At 71.7% G+C, this 16,506-nt stretch carries 14 protein-coding genes; 1 reads left to right on the forward strand and 13 read right to left on the reverse strand.

Features of this window, described 5'->3' with window-relative positions; genetic code table 11:
• Positions 1–351 precede the first annotated feature (351 nt).
• The 13 genes from BN12_RS06700 to BN12_RS06760 all read right to left on the reverse strand — a co-directional run bounded on the left by BN12_RS06700 (position 352) and on the right by BN12_RS06760 (position 15,392).
• Complete coding sequence (locus BN12_RS06700) at positions 352–1,911, reverse strand: helix-turn-helix domain-containing protein (protein ID WP_048551106.1); 1,560 nt, start codon at positions 1,909–1,911, stop codon at positions 352–354.
• A gap of 224 nt (positions 1,912–2,135) precedes the next feature.
• Positions 2,136–2,966 (reverse strand): TIM barrel protein, encoded by an 831-nt coding sequence (locus BN12_RS06705; protein ID WP_048551107.1) that lies wholly within the window; start codon positions 2,964–2,966, stop codon positions 2,136–2,138.
• Positions 2,966–4,468 carry a CoA-acylating methylmalonate-semialdehyde dehydrogenase gene (locus BN12_RS06710; RefSeq protein ID WP_048551109.1) on the reverse strand — a complete coding sequence of 501 codons (1,503 nt, stop codon included), beginning with the start codon at positions 4,466–4,468 and terminating at the stop codon, positions 2,966–2,968. The genes BN12_RS06705 and BN12_RS06710 overlap by 1 nt, the downstream gene beginning before the upstream one ends.
• Before the next feature lie 118 nt (positions 4,469–4,586).
• A complete protein-coding gene (locus BN12_RS06715) occupies positions 4,587–5,660 on the reverse strand; it encodes a Gfo/Idh/MocA family protein (protein WP_048551111.1) in 1,074 nt (357 codons plus the stop codon).
• Positions 5,661–6,581, reverse strand: a complete 921-nt coding sequence (locus BN12_RS06720) for an ATP-binding cassette domain-containing protein (RefSeq protein WP_048551114.1) — start codon at positions 6,579–6,581, stop codon at positions 5,661–5,663.
• The gene (locus BN12_RS06725) at positions 6,578–7,615 is read right to left on the reverse strand and encodes an ABC transporter permease (RefSeq protein ID WP_048551116.1); all 1,038 of its coding nucleotides are present in this window, start codon (positions 7,613–7,615) and stop codon (positions 6,578–6,580) included. The genes BN12_RS06720 and BN12_RS06725 overlap by 4 nt, the downstream gene beginning before the upstream one ends.
• A 6-nt stretch (positions 7,616–7,621) precedes the next feature.
• Positions 7,622–8,608 (reverse strand): substrate-binding domain-containing protein, encoded by a 987-nt coding sequence (locus tag BN12_RS06730; RefSeq protein WP_048551118.1) that lies wholly within the window; start codon positions 8,606–8,608, stop codon positions 7,622–7,624.
• A 137-nt stretch (positions 8,609–8,745) separates the two neighbouring features.
• Positions 8,746–10,683, reverse strand: coding sequence for a 3D-(3,5/4)-trihydroxycyclohexane-1,2-dione acylhydrolase (decyclizing) (gene iolD / locus BN12_RS06735; RefSeq protein WP_048551119.1), 1,938 nt, complete (start codon positions 10,681–10,683; stop codon positions 8,746–8,748).
• Entirely contained in the window at positions 10,680–11,597 is a 918-nt protein-coding gene (gene iolB, locus BN12_RS06740) for a 5-deoxy-glucuronate isomerase (protein WP_048551121.1), read from the reverse strand. Before iolB ends, iolD begins: the two co-directional genes overlap by 4 nt.
• Positions 11,594–12,502, reverse strand: coding sequence for a Cgl0159 family (beta/alpha)8-fold protein (locus BN12_RS06745; RefSeq protein ID WP_048551123.1), 909 nt, complete (start codon positions 12,500–12,502; stop codon positions 11,594–11,596). Before BN12_RS06745 ends, iolB begins: the two co-directional genes overlap by 4 nt.
• A complete protein-coding gene (gene iolC / locus BN12_RS06750; protein ID WP_048551125.1) occupies positions 12,502–13,470 on the reverse strand; it encodes a 5-dehydro-2-deoxygluconokinase in 969 nt (322 codons plus the stop codon). Before iolC ends, BN12_RS06745 begins: the two co-directional genes overlap by 1 nt.
• Before the next feature lie 3 nt (positions 13,471–13,473).
• Complete coding sequence (locus BN12_RS06755; RefSeq protein WP_157635383.1) at positions 13,474–14,385, reverse strand: TIM barrel protein; 912 nt, start codon at positions 14,383–14,385, stop codon at positions 13,474–13,476.
• 2 nt (positions 14,386–14,387) lie between these two features.
• Positions 14,388–15,392, reverse strand: a complete 1,005-nt coding sequence (locus BN12_RS06760) for a Gfo/Idh/MocA family protein (RefSeq protein WP_048551129.1) — start codon at positions 15,390–15,392, stop codon at positions 14,388–14,390.
• A 164-nt stretch (positions 15,393–15,556) separates the two neighbouring features.
• Between BN12_RS06760 and BN12_RS06765 the strand changes: the two genes are divergently transcribed.
• Positions 15,557–16,297 (forward strand): GntR family transcriptional regulator, encoded by a 741-nt coding sequence (locus BN12_RS06765; RefSeq protein WP_048556070.1) that lies wholly within the window; start codon positions 15,557–15,559, stop codon positions 16,295–16,297.
• The last annotated feature ends 209 nt before the right edge of the window (positions 16,298–16,506 follow it).

The following is a 16,506-nucleotide window of genomic DNA, read 5'->3' on the forward strand; positions in this document are numbered from 1 at the left end:
CACGGGAGTTCGGCCGCCACGGGAGTTCAGCCGCCACGGGAGTTCGGCCGCCACGGGAGTTCAACCGCCACGGGAGTTCAACCGCCACGGGAGTTCGGCCGCCACGGGGAGTTCAGCCGCTATGGAGGGTACGGCCGCAACGGACGGTACGGCCGCCGCGACAAGCGCCGCCGCGAGATCGCGTGGGTCGGCTTCCCCGGTGCCCTGCACACCGGCCTGTCGCGGCGGCCGTGGTCCCGCCCCGGGACCGATCCCGCAGTCGCATCATGGGGGGCGACCGACGACGGGACGCCGCCTGTTGCGCAGCCGGGGAGAGCGCGCAACAGCCCGGGTCGCCGGGGACGGAGGGGCTCAGCCGTCGGCGGGGTACCAGTGCGCGGGCACGGCGAGCCACGAGTCGCACTCGGCCCGCCAGCCGGTCGCTCCGTCCCGGACGGCGACGTCCCGAAGGTCGAGCAGGTCCTCCCGGAAGCCTCGGACACCCAGGGCGTAGCAGGCGGCGCTCGCCGCCTCACGGTCACCGGGCCGGTCCGCATACGCTCGCTCGACCGCCGCGACGACCGTCCGTCGGTATGCCGCGCGGTCACCGCCGACCGGGGCGCTGACGGCCGCGCGCATGACGTTGTGCCGCAGGTCGGGAGGGGTCGAGGGGTCGGTGGACAGGCCGAGCAGCGGATCCAACGCCTCCCGCGGACAGATCCAGAAGAGCACCGTGAGGCACTCGCCGGCCAACGGGAGCTGTCCGCCGCGGACGGCGGACAGGAGCGTGTCCGCGACGACCCGGCCGATCGGCGTGCCCTGGGGAGCGAGCATGAGGCACGCGAGGGCGCTGCCGCGCAGGTCGGAGTCGGCATCCCACAGCCCACGCCCGAGGAGCCGGACGAACACCGGGTCGTCGGCCGGGAGCCCCGCCCGGCGCACCGCCTCGCTGCAGGCCGCGTAGAGGCTCCGTCGCTGGCGGGAGGGCAGGACCGCACCGAACCGCAGGACCTCCGCCACTCCCCGGCCGCCGGGGAGCTGCCCGACGTAGGCGGCGATCGACTCCGCCTGGCGTGGGTCGACGGTCGCGCAGAGAACCGCCGCACAGCGACGGACCCGGTAGGACAGCGTCGTGTCGACGACGTAGTCGTAGCACTGGCGCGCGACGAGCTCGCGCTGCTCGCCGTCCCCGCGGCCATGGCGGAAGCAGGTCGTGAGGACGAACAGCGACGCCCACAGCGGCGCCTCGCCGACCGGGCTCAGCACCTGCTCGACGAGGAGGCGGACCGGCTCGGGTCCGGGAACGTACTGCAGCGCCGCCGCGTAGTCGCTGTAGACGTGGCGCGTCGTGTCCGACAGCGCGGACCGCGCGAGGTCGACGAGAGCCGCCCCGGCGCGGGGGTGCCCGACGAGGCGCGCGACGGCCATCGACCGCTGCACGTATGCCACGCCGTAGGACACCTCGAGCTCCCCGAACGCACGGTCGAGCAGGTCGCGCCAGTCCCGGTCGCGCAGGACGACGAGGGCCTCCCGGCACAGGAGGTCCGCGAGGTCCCACCAGTCCGCGGCCCGCGAGGGCTCGGACGCGAGGAGGTGCTCGATGTGCGCGAGCGCCCGGTCGACGAGGTCGTCGCGGGGCACGGGCTCCATGGGAGCGAGGGCGGCGTCGATGCCCGTCGGCACGACGTCCCGGCGCAGCATCTCCATCGCGGCGCCGAGCGACCCGGGCGGCAGCGCGAGGACCTCCTCGTATGCCGAGGCGTGCCGCTGCGTGAGCCGCACCTCGCCGCTCTCCCACCGCCCGATCTGGGCGCGGTGGACGCCGAGGGCCCTGGCCAGCCCGGCCGCGGAGCGCAGCGAGGGGTCGGGGGCGCAGTGCCGCACGTTGCGCAGCACCCACAGGACGTCGTCGACCCGCCGCTGCCCCGCCATGGGGGAATCATGCCGCCCCGCGACGAGGTCGCCACCCGGACGGTCGAGGCCACACCGCCGGATCGGCCAGGAGAGCAGCTTTATCGGGTCACCCGACAACACTGAGCCTCACCCGACAACGGAAGTCGGGTGAGGCTCAGTGTTCCGGGGTCACCCGATAAAGCTGGCAAGGGGGCGGGGGGAATACGGAACAGGTGAACGGGCCGCGGGCCCGGAGACGAGGGTCAGCGGGTGAACGCCTCGCGGAACCGGGACAGGGCGAGGTCGGGGTCGCTCGACGCGAACGCCTCGAGGCCGACGACCCCCGCATACCCCATCGCCGCGAGGGCCCGCGCGATCCCGGCATACGAGATCTCGCCGGTCCCGGGCTCGCAGCGGCCCGGCACGTCGGCGACCTGGATCTCGCCGATCCACGGGAGCGCCTCCCGGCACAGCGCGATGAGGTTCCCCTCGCCGATCTGGGCGTGGTAGAGGTCGAGGTTGAGCCGGAGGTGGTCCGAGCCGACGCCGCGGACGAGGTCGAGGGTGTCGGCAGCCCGCGCGAAGGGGGTGCCCGGGTGGTCGACGGCGGTGTTGAGGTTCTCCAGGACGTAGACGACGTCGTGCCGCTCCGCGAGGTCCGCGAGCCGTCGGAGGGTATGCCGTGCCGTGGCCCACATCTGCTCGGTCACCCCGACCTCCGGGTCGACGGGGACGACGGGCAGCCCGCTCCCGTCGAGCCCGGTGCCGTGGAGGTTGAGCGCCCACGCCCCGATGCGCCGGGCGACGGCGATGGACTGCTCCGCCGTCCGCAGCAGCATGGCGGCCCCGTCCGGGTCGGCGAGGGTGCCCTCCGTGTAGCCCGTCATCGAGGTGAAGACGACGCCGTCGGCGGCGAGGCTCTCGAGGCCCGCCAGGTCATGCCGGCGCCAGTCCCAGATCTCGACGGCGAAGCCCGCGTCGTGGATGCGGCGGATCCGCTCGACCATCGGCCGGTCGGTGAAGAGCATCTCCGCCGACGCGGACAGGGTGAAGGGGCCGGGGCGGGAGTCCGCCCCGGCCGTGGCGTCCGTCATCAGTCGTTCTGCGGGAAGCCGAGGTTGAGCCCGCCGTGGCTCGGGTCGAGCCAGCGGGACGTGACGACCTTGCCGCGGGTAAAGAAGTGGACGCCCTCGATGCCGTGGGCGTGCGTGTCGCCGAAGAGGCTGTTCTTCCACCCGCCGAAGGAGTAGTAGGACACGGGCACGGGGATCGGCACGTTGACGCCGACCATGCCGACCTCGACCTCGCTCTGGAAGCGTCGCGCGGCGCCGCCGTCGTTCGTGAAGATCGCCGTGCCGTTGCCGTAGGGGTTGGCGTTGATGAGCTCGAGCCCCTCGTCGTAGGACTTGACGCGCAGGACCGACAGCACCGGGCCGAAGATCTCGTCCGTGTAGATCGACATGTTCGGCAAGACGTTGTCGAAGAGCGTCGGGGCGAGGAAGAAGCCGTCCCCGTCGGCGTCGAACTCGCCGGCGCGGCCGTCGACGACGAGCGTCGCGCCGGCCTCGGTCCCCGCGTCGAGGTAGGAGGCCACCTTGTCGCGATGCTGCCTGGTCACCAGGGGCCCCATGTCGCTGTCGCGCGTCCCGTCGCCGGTGCGCAGCTTGCCCATCCGGTCGACGATCTTGGCGACGAGCTCGTCCCCGATCGGCTCGACGGCGACGAGCGCCGAGATCGCCATGCACCGCTCCCCCGCGGAGCCGAAGCCCGCGTTGACGGCGGCGTCGGCGGCGAGGTCGAGGTCGGCGTCGGGGAGGACGAGCATGTGGTTCTTCGCGCCGCCGAGGGCCTGCACCCGCTTGCCGTGGGCGGTGCCGGTCTCGTAGACGTACCTGGCGATCGGGGTCGAGCCGACGAAGGACACGGCCTTGACGTCCGGGTGGGTCAGCAGAGCGTCGACGGCCTCCTTGTCGCCGTGGACGACGGACAGGACGCCGTCGGGCAGCCCCGCCTCCGTCCACAGCCGGGCGACCGCGTTGACGGCGGACGGGTCCTTCTCGCTCGGCTTGATGACGACGGCATTGCCGCAGGCGATGGCGACCGGGACGAACCACAGGGGAACCATCGCGGGGAAGTTGAACGGCGAGATGACGGCGACGACCCCGAGGCTCTGCCGGATCGAGTAGACGTCGATCTTCGTCGAGGCGTTCTCGGTGAAGCCGCCCTTGAGCAGAAGCGGTATGCCGCAGGCGAACTCGGCGACCTCGAGGCCGCGCGTCACCTCGCCGAGAGCGTCGGAGAGAACCTTGCCGTGCTCGGCGGTGATGAGCGCGGCGATCTCCTCCTTGCGGGCGTTGAGCAGCTCGCGGAAGGCGAAGAGGACCTGGGTCCGCCTGGCGAGGGAGAGCTGCCCCCACTCCTGCGCCCAGGCGCGCTTGGCGACGTCGATGACCTCGCCGACGGTCGCGGCGGAGGCGAGGTCGAGGACGCCCGTCTGCTCGCCCGTCGCCGGGTTGTAGACGGGGCTGGTCCGCTCGGCCGTCCCCTCCCAGGGGCGGCCGGCCACGAGGTGGGTGATCCGGGTCGGCGTGCTCATCGGTGCTGCTCCTTCATGGGGTTCTCGACAACCTTCGGGGTGTGCGACGTTCTGGTATGCGATGTTCTCGTGTGCGGCGGTCGCGTGGCCTGACGGCGGGTCGGCGATCGCCGGAGGGTCAGGGGATCGGCTGGGCGGCCCGCGCTCCGACGCCGAGCACGACCTCCCGGTCCGCGAGGTCGACGGCGACGCGTTCGCCGGTGGCGAGGGACTGCATACCGGCGGTGCAGACGGCCGTCGCGGCGAAGCCGTCCCACGACGTCGCCCCGACGACCTCGCCGCGGCGGGCGGCGTCGACCCAGGCCTGCACCTCGCGGTCGTACGCGAGCCCGAAGCGGACGGTGTAGTCCGGGTCGACGGCGCCGCCCCAGCTGCCCGGCGCACCCGCAGACTCGCCGACGGACGTCGCATAGAGACCGGTCTGGGGCCGCCCGGCGATGGCGCTGCCCCGCTCGGCGACCGCCTCGCACCGGACCTCGTAGCCGACCTGGCAGTTGACGAAGACCTCGTTGGTCACGAGGCCGCCGCCCGCCATCGTGAAGACCGCCACCTGCGGGTCGACGACTCCGTCGAGAGCGTGCGAGGTCGGGGCGGGTGAGAGCACCTGGATCGCGACGATCTCCTCACCGAACATGAAGCGGGCCACGTCGACCTCGTGGACGAGCGAGTCCCGGACGATCATCTCGCTGCGGAAGTCGGCGTTCGGCACGCTCTTGTTGCGGTGCGTGTTGTGCAGCAGCAGCGTCCTCCCGAGCCTGCCGGACGCGAGCAGCTGCCGCAGCTCGGCGTACTGCGGGTCGAAGCGGCGCATGAAGCCGACCTGGACGAGCGGGCGGCCCGCGTCGCGCTCGGCCTCGACGACCCGCAACGACGACGCGCTGTCCATCGTCAGCGGCTTCTCGCACAGCGTCGGCTTGCTGTGGGCGATGCAGGCCAGGACCTGCTCCTCGTGGACGAATCCGGGCGAGGCGACGATGACCGCGTCGACCTCCTCGTCCGCGACGAGGGCGAGCGGGTCGGCGACGGCGCGCACCCCGTCGTGGCGCGCGGCGAGCGCCCGCGCCCTCGCCTCGTCGGGGTCGGCGACGGCGACGAGGCGTGCCCCGCCGATCCGCCGTGCGAGACGGTCGGCGTGGTCACCGCCCATGACGCCGACCCCGATGATCCCGACCCGCAGGTCCTGGCCCGGCATCTACTTCTCCTCCTCGGCTTCCTCGGACCGCACCTCGGAGAGCTCCTCCTGGTCGAGGCTCGGCGCGACGACGTGGACGCGCTCTCCCTGCTTGACGTCGACGACCTTGTCGACGTCGACGCCGCGCAGCTCGTGGGAGAGCTCCTCCAGCTCCTGGCCGCCGGCCATCTCGGCCGTCAGCTGGTCGAGGGTCAGCTCGTCGCGGTGGGCGTCGAGGACGACCCGTCCGAGCTTGAGGATGATGAAGTGGTTGCCCACGAGGAACGCGTGGTGCGGGTTGTGGGTGATGAAGATGACCCCGAGGCCCGCGTCCCGGGCCGCGACGATGTACTTCAGGACGACCCCGGACTGCTTGACGCCGAGGGCGGCGGTCGGCTCGTCGAGGATGATGACGCGGGCCCCGAAGTAGATCGCCCGGGCGATGGCGATGCACTGACGCTGCCCGCCGGACAGTCCGCCGACGGGCCGGTCGAGGTCGGGGATCGCGATGCCCATCTTCGTCAGCTCGGCGTCGCAGATCTGCTTCATCTTCTCGATGTCGAGCCCGAGACCGCGCCGGATCTCGTTGCCGAGGAAGAAGTTCCGCCACACCGACATGAGCGGCGCGAGGGCCAGGTCCTGGTAGACCGTGGCGATGCCGGCGGCCTGCGCGGCCCGGGGGGACCCGAACCGGCGCACGATGCCGTTGATCTTCATCGTGCCCTCGGTGTAGTCGTGCAGGCCGGCGATGATCTTGATCAGCGTCGACTTGCCCGCGCCGTTGTCACCGAGGACGCAGGTCACCTCGCCCTGTCGGACGTGGATGTTGACCCCACGCAGGGCGTGGACGTTGCCGTAGCTCTTGCCGATGTTGTCCAGCTCGAGGAGGGCCTCGTCGGAGGTCGTGTGCGAGCCGGTGCGCTCTGCCGTTGCCGTGCTCATCGGGCATCCGCCTTCTTCTTGACGTACATGTTGACGAGGGTGGCCAGCAGCAGCATGACGCCGAGGAAGGTCTTGAACCAGTCGGGGTTCCAACCGGCATACGTGATGCCGAGCTGGGTCATGCCGAAGATGAGCGCACCGATGCTCGCGCCGACGACCGAGCCGTAGCCGCCGGTCAGCAGGCACCCGCCGATGACGGCCGCGATGATGTAGATGAACTCGTTGCCGACGCCCTGGCCGGACTGCACGTTGTTGTAGTTGAACAGCATGTGCATGCCGGTCAGCCAGCAGGAGAACCCGACCGCCATGAACAGGCCGATCTTCGTCGCGACGACGGGCACGCCGACGGCGCGGGCCGCGCTGGAGTCGCCGCCGACGGCGAAGATCCAGTTCCCGACCCGGGTCCGCAGCAGCAGGAACCCGCCGATGATCGTCAGCAGGATCCAGTAGAAGATCGTGATGTTCAGCTCGACCTTGCCGATCGTGAAGCTCGCGGCGAAGACGTGCTGCGCCGAGGTCCACCCGGACATGTCGGTGATGTCGTTGCTCGTCACGCCCCCGGTCACGATCCTGGTCACCGCGAGGTTGACCCCTTGGAGGACGAAGAACGTGCCGAGGGTCACCAGGAAGCTCGGCAGCCCGGTGATGTGCAGCAGCCACCCGTTGAAGGCCCCGATCGCCAACGACACGATGAGCGCGATGAGCACCCCGACCCACACGTTGAGCCCGAAGTTCCAGGCCGTCAGCGCCGCGGTCAGCCCCGAGGTCGTGACGCCGACACCGGCGGACAGGTCGAACTCGCCACCGATCATGAGCAGGGCGACGGTCACGGCCATCAGGCCGATCGTCGAGGAGCCGTAGAGGATCGTCCCGATGTTCTCCACCTTGCGGAACGCCGGGGCCACGGCCAGGAACAGGATCGCGATCGCGATGGCCCCGATGAGGGCCCCCACCTCCGGGCGGCTCAGGAACAGAGCCGCCCGGGAGCGAGTCGCGACACGCTCGTCACGCGCGGTGACGGTGGTCGCAGTCACGTCAGGTCACCTCGTCCCGTTCGCGGCGAACTCGGCGACCTTGGCGATGTTCGACTGGTCGATGAACGCCGGGCCGGTCGCCGTCGGGGCGCCGCCGCCGATGGTGTTGCCGTTCGTCTTGTACAGCCACAGGCTGTCGACCGCGAGGTAGCCCTGCAGGTAGGGCTGCTGGTCGACGGCCCACTGGACCTTGCCGGACTTGATGGCGTTGACGAGGTCGGCGTTCGTGTCGAACGTCGCGATCTTCGCCGTGCTGCCGTTCGGGAGGGCCTTGACGGCGTCGAGGGCGAAGGGTGCGCCGAGGGTCATGACCCAGTCGATCGCGCTGTTCTGGGTGAGCGCGGCGTTGATCTTCGTCGTCACGTCGGAGTTGTCCGCGCCGTTGACGTAGAGCCGCTCGACCTTCGTGCCGAGGCCCTTGGTGACGCCGTCGCAGCGCGCCTCGAGCTGGGACTGGCCCTGGTCCTGGATGACGCAGAGGACGTGCTTGGCGCCGGCGGCCTTCAGCTTGGCGCCGGCGGCCTCACCGGCCTGGGTCTCGTCCTGCCCGAAGTAGCCGAGGGCGCCGAGACCGATCGCGTCCTTCTCCCCCGCGTTGAACATCGTGACGGGGATGCCGGACGCGACGGCCTTCTTGATCGTCGCGCCGAGCGCGCCGGTGTTCGGGTCGGTGACCGCGATGCCGTCGACCTTCTTGTCGATGGCCGCCTGGATGAGCTGGGCCTGCTTGGCCGGGTCGTCGTCGGCCGAGTACTGCAGGTCGACGTTGTCCTTGCTCGCGGCCATCGAGGCGCCCTTGCGGATGATGTCCCAGAAGGTGTCGCCCGCCTGGGCGTGGGTGATCATCGCGATCGTCATCCGCGGGGTGTTCGCCTTGCCGGCTGCGCCGGCCGCGGAGTCGGTGGCCTTCTTGCCTCCCGACGAGCTGCACGCCGCCAGGGAGAGGGCAGCGGCGGCGGCGATCACGCCGAAGGTGCGGGTGGTGCGGTTCATCTGGTCCTGCCTTTCAAACATCCACCGCTTCGTCGAGGCGGTGTTTGCGGTTGTGGTGTGCGGTGCGCAGGGTCTCCGGTATCCGTCGGTTCCAGTCGGTTTCGTATGCGGTGTCGTGGGCTGGGAGGGAGAGGCGTTCAGTCGGTCGATGCCTCCGTCGGGGTGAGGAACGGACGCTGGGTCGCCTTGTGGGCGGCATACGTCGCATAGGCCTCCTGGGTGGTGTCGAGGGTGGATACCTGGCTGACCGGGACGTCCCACCACGCGTCGCTGTCGGGTGCGAAGACGAACGGGTCGGTCTCGACGTGGATGACGAACGGCCCGCCGTCGTCGGGCCACGCCTTCGCCTGCGCGATGGCGACCTTCAGCTCGTCGGCGGAGCGGACCTCGACGACGTGGGCGCCGAGGCTGCGGGCGTTGGCGGCGAGGTCAACGGGCAGGAACGCCCCGTCGAGGGTGCCGTCGTCGGTGCGGTACCGGTACCTCGTCCCGAACCGCTGGCTGCCGAGCGACTCCGACAGCGAGCCGATGGAGTGGAAGCCGTGGTTCTGGACGAGGACGACGACGACCTTGACGTGCTCCTGGACGGCAGTGACCAGCTCGGTCGGCATCATGAGGTAGCCGCCGTCGCCGACCATCGCGAACACGTCCCGCGACGGGTCGGCGAGCCTGATGCCGAAGGCGGCGGGCACCTCGTAGCCCATGCATGAGTAGCCGTACTCGACGTGGTAGGCCCGGCGGTCGCGGACCCGCCACAGCTTGTGGAGGTCGCCCGGCATGGAGCCGGCCGCGCAGAGGACGACGTCGCGGGGGTCGGTCAGCTCGTTGACGGCGCCGAGGACCGTGCCCTGGGTGAGCAGTCCGTCCTCGAGGGCGTCGGTGACCTCCGTCGGCGGGTGGTGAGCCGCCTCGACCTGCGCGTCCCAGGCCGCCCAGAGCCGGGCCTGCTCCCTCGTGTAGTCGTCGGGGACGGCATACCCCGTGAGGGCCTCGGCGAGCGCGGTGATCGACTCCCGGGCGTCGCCGAGGACCATGAGACCGGAGTGCTTGCCGGCGTCGAAGGAGGCGACGTTGAGGTTGACGAAGCGGACGGACGGGTTCTGGAAGACCGTTCGCGACGCCGTCGTGAAGTCCTGGTAGCGGGTGCCGATGCCGATGACGACATCGGCCTCCCGCGCGAGGGCGTTGGCGGCCGTCGTCCCCGTCGACCCGACGGCGCCCATGAGCCGGGGGTGCCCGTGGGTCAATGACCCCTTGCCCGCCTGGCTCTCACCGACGGGGATGCCTGTCGCGTCGACGAGCTCGCGGAGCGCGGCCTCGGCGCCGGAGTAGTGGACACCTCCGCCGGCGACGACGAAGGGTGCGCGTGCCGAGCGGATGATCTCCGCGGCGGCAGCGATCCGGGAGGCTTCGGCGGGCTGGCGCGCGACGTGCCACGTGCGCTCGGCGAAGAACTCGACGGGCCAGTCGAAGGCCTCCGCCTGGACGTCCTGGGGCAGCGCGACCGTCACCGCGCCCGTCTCGACGGGGTCGGTGAGGATCCGCATCGCCGCGAGGAGCGCCGAGGGGAGCTGCTCGGGCCGGTCGATCCGGTCGAAGTAGCGCGACAGCGGCCGGAACGCGTCGTTGACGGTGACGTCTCCCGCATACGGCAGCTCGAGCTCCTGGAGGACCGGCGCGGAGGCCCGTGTCGCGAACGTCCCGGATGGCAGGAGGAGGACGGGCAGCCGGTTGATCGTCGCGAGCGCGGCGCCGGTCAGCATGTTCGTCGAGCCGGGGCCGACGGAGGCCGTGCACACCCACGTCTGGAGCCGGTCCTTCTGCCTGGCATAGGCCACGCTCGTGTGGACCATGGCCTGCTCGTTGCGGGCGAGGACGTAGGGCAGCTCGGCGTGGCCGCCCTCCTCGACCTCCTGCTGGAGCAGCGCCTGCCCGATGCCCGCGACGTTGCCGTGCCCGAAGATCCCGAACGCGCCGGCGAACAGCCGCTGCCGCTGCCCGTCGCGCTCGGACCACTGGGCCGCGAGGAACCGGATCGTCGCCTGCGCCACCGTGAGTCGGACGGTGTCGGTCATCGTGTGCCTCCCATCGGCAGTCGGGGGTCGACGGCCTGGTCCGGCCACGTGGAGCGCACCCACGCGTGGGCCGGGTCGTCGGTGATGAGCCAGGCCCGGTTCGTCCCGGGGCCGGCCATGACGTTGAGGTAGTAGAGGTCGTATCCGGGTGGCGCCATGGCCGGGCCGTGCCACCCGTGGGGGACGAGGACGACGTCGCCGCCGCGGACCTCGGCGAGCACGTCGATCGGCCGCTCGTCGCTGCCGTAGACCCGTTGGTATGCCACGGGATCCGCACCGTCCGGGACGGCGGCGCCGGCTTCCGCGGCGACCTCGAAGTAGTAGATCTCCTCCAGCTCGGTCTCCTCGCCAGCACGCTCCACGTCGTGCTTGTGCGGCGGGTAGGACGACCAGTTGCCGGCGGGGGTGACGACCTCGCAGGCGATGATCGAGTCGGCGTCGAGGACTGAGGGAACCCCGAAGTTGCGCACCTCCCTCGAGGCGATGCCCGCGCCGCGCAGCTCGACCGGCACCTCGTCGACCGCCAGGTACCGGAACGACCGGACGGTCTCGGACTTCGTCGCGAGCGCCGTGGCGACCGCCGTCCGGCTCGCGGTGTCGGCCGCCGCGGACACCGTCAGCGTGCTTCCCCGGGGTACGTAGACGACGTCCGTCGGTCCGGCGAAGACGCCCTCGCGTCCCCCGAGGCGCACCTCGTGGGACTCGCCGTCCGGCGTGCGGGCCGTGACGACGGCCCCTCCGGACAGGGGCACGACGACGGCCTCCCGGTCGCCGAGGTCGAGGTCGGCCGCGGCCCCGGGCTCGAGCGTCGCGACGTAGAGGCCCGTGTGCGTCCAGCCGTCCTGGCGGTCGTCGATGGCCACCTGCCACGGCCCGTCGGCGGCGGTGCCGAGCGGAAGGACCCATTCGGTCATCGGGCGGCTCCCCCGGGCCCGGCCCCCTGCGACCCGACCCCGTGGACGAGCTCGGCCGCGACGTCGACCGCTGCCGCGACATCGCTGTCCGGCGGGTAGAGCAGCGCCCGCCCGACGACGAGTCCGCGGACGGCCGGCAGCTCGAGGGCCCGCCCCCACGAGGCATACGTGTCGTCGGGGTCGCCCTGGGGGTCGCCTCCGAGGAGCAGCGTCGGCATCGTCGTCGCGTCCATGACGCGGTCCAGCTCGTCGACGACGGGGAGCTTGAGCCACGTGTACGCGCTGCTCGCGCCGAGACCGCTCGCGATGTGGATCGACTTGATCGTGCTGTCCGGGTCGAGCAGGTTGCGCACCCGGCCGTTCTCACGGACCGAGAGGAACGGCTCGACCATCGCCATCAGCCCGCGCTCCGCGAGGGCGGTCACGGCGTCGGCCGTCGCGGTGAGCGTCGCGACGGTGCCGGGGTCCTCAAGGCATACCCGGGTGAGCGTCTTGCCGCCCTCGAGGCCCTGCGCGGCGATCGCCTCGGGCGTGTAGCCGGTGAACCGGTCGTCGAGCTCGAAGGCGGCGCCCTGGAGACCGCCGCGGTTCATCGACCCGATGACGACCTTGTTGTCGAGCGCGCCCATGAGGAGGAGGTCGTCGAGGATGTCGGCCGTGCCGAGGACCCCGTCGACACCGGGACGGGAGAGCGCGGTGGCGAGATGCTCGAGGAGGGCGCTGCGGCTCGCCATGGCCGTCCCGTCCTGCCGCACCCCGAGCGCGCCCCGGGCGGGATGGTCGGCGGCGACGATGAGCAGGCGCCCGTCGGTCCCGAGGAGCGGTCGGCGCGACCTGGTGGCCCACGCCTCGGCGATGCGGCCCGGCTCCCGGGCGCGGATCTCGGTGATCTTGGCGAGGTCCATCAGCGTGCTCCCTCGGCGTCGGTCTGGCGGGAGGCGAGGGCGGACTCGACCTCGCCCGTCGTGGGCATCGCCGTCGAGCACTCCAGACGCGAGGCGACGATGGCCCCCGCGACGTTAGCGAACTCGAGGATGCGACGCAGGTCCCAGCCCTCGATGAGCCCGTGGACGAGGGCGCCGCCGAACGCGTCGCCCGCGCCGAGCCCGTTGACGACCTCGACGGGGAAGGGCGGCACCTCGACCCGCTCGTCACGGCTCGCGGCGAGGACGCCCTTGGGCCCCTGCTTGACGATCGCGAGGTCGAGCCCGCGCTCGAGGAGGGCGTCGGCGGCCCGCTGCGGGTCGGTCTCGCCGACGGCCACCTCGCACTCCTCGCGGTTGCCGACGGCGACGGTCACGTGCTCCAACGCCTTCCCCACCTGCTCGCTCGCCTCGTCGGGATGGGCCCAGAACATCGGCCGGTAGTCGAGGTCGAGGACGGTGTGGGTCCGGCGCCCGCGGGCCTCCCACGCGGCGAAGTGGGCCGTGCGGCTCGGCTCCTGGGACAGGCCCGTCACCGTCGACCAGTAGACGCGCGCCGCGCGGATCTCCTCCACCGGCAGGTCCGCCGCCTCGATCAACAGGTCCGGGGCGATGGGGTAGCGATAGAAGTAGAGCGGGAAGTCGTCGGGCGGGAAGACCTCGCAGAAGGTCACGGGCGTCGGCGGGCCGTCGCCCTCGATGGCCGTGATGTATGCGGGGTCGACGCCGAGCCGCTCCGCCTCCTGACGGACGTAGCGCCCGAAGGCGTCGCGGCCGACCCGGGTGATGAGGGCGGCCGTGTGGCCGTAGCGGGCCGTCGCGACGGCGACGTTGGTCGCCGACCCACCGAGGAACTTCTCGAACGTCCGGACGTCCTCGAGACCGACGCCGTGGTCGAGCGGATAGATGTCGACGCCGGTCCGGCCCATGGAGACGAGATCGTGCGTCATGGCTCAGACCGCCCGTCCGGCGACGGCGGGGTCGAGCGAGAGCAGGTGCGCGACCGAGGCTCGGACGTCGTCGGCCGGGTCCGCTGCGCCCGGCACCGTCGCGGGATCCGCGGCGAGGATGGTGTCCTGCTCCAGGACGTACCACCCGGCATACCCGTGACGCTCGAGCGACCCGACGATGGCAGCGACGTCGACGTCTCCGGCCCCGAGGGGCACGTACATGCCCTCGGCCACCCCCTCGGTGTAGCCGAGGTCGCCGGCCTGGACCCGCCGGGCGAGGTCGAGGCGGACGTCCTTGAGGTGGACGTGGGCGATGCGCTCGGGGTGGGTGCGGGCGACCTCGACGGGGTCGCCGCCGCCGATGAGGAGGTGGCCGGTGTCGAGGCAGAGGCCGATCGTGCTTCCCCGCAGGACCCGGTCGGTCTCCTCGCCCGTCTCGACCATCGTGCCGACGTGCGGGTGGAGGGTCGCCGTCAGCCCGTGCGCCGCGGCGGCCGCCTCGATCCGGTCGAGGTTGGTGAGCAGGGTCGTCCAGCCCTCGTCGTCGAGGACCGGCCGGTCGTCGTAGCCGTCGGCACCGGTCGCCGCGGCGATGATGACCGTGCTCGCCCCGGCGGCGACGAGTCCCGCCATCGCGGCCTCGACGGTGGGCACCGGGTCCGTCGCCGCGTCGTGGAGGACGACGGGGACGAACTGCCCGACCGCCTTGAGCCCGTATGCCGCGAGGGTCTCGGCCTTGTCCTCCGGCGCGTCCGGAAGGAACCCGTCCGGACCGAACTCCGTTGCGGCGAGGCCGAGCTCGCGCATCTCACGGAGGACGGTGTCGGGTGTCAGCTGGTACCCCCAGCCAGGCACCTCGCATACCCCCCAGGAGATGGGGGCCGCGGCGATGCGGTCGGCGACTCTGCTGGACATGCTCATGCTCCCTTGATCTCGGTGAGGTCGACGACCCGGCGCCCCGCGCGCGACAGCTCGCACGCCTCGGCGACCCGGAAGGCCTGGAGTGCGTCGGCGACGGTGCACGGGCTCGGTGCGCGGCCGGCAGCGACGTCGAGGAACCCGGCGAGCTCGGCGGCATACGCGCGCTCGAACCGCTCCATGAAGGACCACTTCTGCGGGCCCTTGGGGAAGTCGACGCCGCTCTCGGCCGACCGGACGGCGAGCGAGTCGTCGAAGCCGACGCCGAGGGTGCCCTTCTCGCCCATGACCTCCATCCGGACGTCGTGACCGGCGCCGCTGTAGCGCGTCGCGGAGACGAGGGCGAGGGTGTCGTCGTCGAGGGTGAGCAGGGCGGCTCCCGTGTCGACGTCGCCGGCCTCCGTGAAGTAGGGGGCACCCTTGTTGGCGCCCGTCGCGTAGACGCTCGCGATCTCGCGGCCCGTCACGAAGCGGATGATGTCGAAGTCGTGGACGCTGCAGTCGCGGAAGATGCCGCCGCTCGTCGCGATGAACGCGGCCGGTGGGGGCGACTGGTCGTGGGTGTTGGCGCGGATCTCGAAGAGGAAGCCCAGCTCGCCGGATGCGACCGCTGCCCGAGCGCGCCGGTAGCCGGCGTCGAAGCGGCGCTGGAAGCCGACCTGGACGGGGGTGGCGGAGGCCGCCTCGAGCGCGGCGAGCTCGATCGTCTCCTCGAGCGAGGCGGCCACCGGCTTCTCGCAGAAGGCCGGGACGCCCGCCGCGAGGCAGGCGCGCAGAAGGGGCGCGTGCCCGGGCGTGGAGGTCGCGATGACGAGGCCGTCGATGCCGCCCGTGAGCAGCTGCGCGACGTCGTCCGCGTGCCCGATGCCCAGCTCGTCGGCGACCTCGCGCGCCCGCCCGGTCTCCGCGTCGGCGATGACGACCTCGTCGAGCCCCTCGAGACCCCGAAGGGTCCGTGCGTGGAAGGCTCCGATCCGACCCGCGCCGGCCAGTCCGATCCGCATCCTGAGTGGGCTCCTTCGACGTCGTCTCCGCTGGTGAGCGCCGGTGTCCGTGGGTACGTCCGGCGTGTGCGAACCACTCTGCCTGTCGGTCTCTCAGTCTGTCAACAGTTTGTCCTTACATTGTTACGTCGCGACGTCGTCTCTCGATGGCGTATCCTCTGTCCATGTCAGCAAAGCTGGTGGCGGTGAGCATCGACCGTGCCTCGCCGGTGCCCCTCTATCACCAGCTCGCAGCCCAACTCAGCAGCGCCATCGCCGATGGCACCCTGCAGCCCGGCGATCCCTTCGAGAACGAGGTGGCGCTCGGGGAGCGGCTCCAGCTGTCGCGGCCGACGGTCCGCCGGGCGATCCAGGAGATGGTCGACCAGGGGCTGCTCATCCGGCGGCGCGGCCTCGGCACCCACGTCGCGAACCGCAAGATCCATCGCCGGTTCGAGCTGACGAGCCTCTACGACGACCTCAAGCGCGACGGTCGCGAACCCCGCACCGACGTCCTCGAGCACGAGATCGTCGAGGACGAGCGGGCCGCGACGGCCCTCGACCTCGCCGCGGACACACCGCTGCTGTCGGTGCTGCGGGTCCGCTTCGCCGGCGACCTCCCGCTCGCGCTCATGCAGAACTGGCTGCCCCCGGCCTACTCCGACATCGGACGCGAGGAGCTGGAGCGGACCGGCCTCTACGCCGCCCTCCGGGCCCGCGGCGTCCGACCCGTCGTCGCCCGGCAGAGCATCGGCGCCCGGATGCCCCGCCCGCACGAGCGCAAGGAGCTGCGCATCCGCGGCACGATGCCGCTGCTCACGATGACCCGGATGGCCTTCGACGCCTCCGGCAACGCCGTCGAGTTCGGCGACCACTGCTACCGGGCCGAGGACTACACGATCGACCTCATGGTCGACGAACGCTGAGCCGCCTCAGCTTCCTCGTCCGCCCCCGCATCTCTCTTGTGCCCACCGCATTCCTCGTCTGCCCGCAGATGGAGGTACCCGGCGCCCCTCAGCGCCACCCGATACCTCCACCCAGCGGGCCTCCCCGCCATTCGAGGTATCCAGCGACCACCGGAGCGTCACCCGATACCTCCACCCAGCGGGCCACCCCACGATTCGAGGTATCCAGC

The sequence above is a fragment of the Nostocoides japonicum T1-X7 genome, assembly GCF_001046855.1.
GTDB lineage: Bacteria > Actinomycetota > Actinomycetes > Actinomycetales > Dermatophilaceae > Nostocoides > Nostocoides japonicum.

Coding starts and splice junctions, on each gene's coding strand:
- BN12_RS06700 (WP_048551106.1), bottom strand. CDS start 1,911: ATGGCGGGGCAGCGGCGGGTCGACGACGTCCTGTGGGTGCTGCGCAAC.
- BN12_RS06705 (WP_048551107.1), bottom strand. CDS start 2,966: ATGACGGACGCCACGGCCGGGGCGGACTCCCGCCCCGGCCCCTTCACC.
- BN12_RS06710 (WP_048551109.1), bottom strand. CDS start 4,468: ATGAGCACGCCGACCCGGATCACCCACCTCGTGGCCGGCCGCCCCTGG.
- BN12_RS06715 (WP_048551111.1), bottom strand. CDS start 5,660: ATGCCGGGCCAGGACCTGCGGGTCGGGATCATCGGGGTCGGCGTCATG.
- BN12_RS06720 (WP_048551114.1), bottom strand. CDS start 6,581: ATGAGCACGGCAACGGCAGAGCGCACCGGCTCGCACACGACCTCCGAC.
- BN12_RS06730 (WP_048551118.1), bottom strand. CDS start 8,608: ATGAACCGCACCACCCGCACCTTCGGCGTGATCGCCGCCGCCGCTGCC.
- iolD (WP_048551119.1), bottom strand. CDS start 10,683: ATGACCGACACCGTCCGACTCACGGTGGCGCAGGCGACGATCCGGTTC.
- iolB (WP_048551121.1), bottom strand. CDS start 11,597: ATGACCGAATGGGTCCTTCCGCTCGGCACCGCCGCCGACGGGCCGTGG.
- BN12_RS06745 (WP_048551123.1), bottom strand. CDS start 12,502: ATGGACCTCGCCAAGATCACCGAGATCCGCGCCCGGGAGCCGGGCCGC.
- iolC (WP_048551125.1), bottom strand. CDS start 13,470: ATGACGCACGATCTCGTCTCCATGGGCCGGACCGGCGTCGACATCTAT.
- BN12_RS06755 (WP_157635383.1), bottom strand. CDS start 14,385: ATGTCCAGCAGAGTCGCCGACCGCATCGCCGCGGCCCCCATCTCCTGG.
- BN12_RS06760 (WP_048551129.1), bottom strand. CDS start 15,392: ATGCGGATCGGACTGGCCGGCGCGGGTCGGATCGGAGCCTTCCACGCA.
- BN12_RS06765 (WP_048556070.1), top strand. CDS start 15,557: ATGTCAGCAAAGCTGGTGGCGGTGAGCATCGACCGTGCCTCGCCGGTG.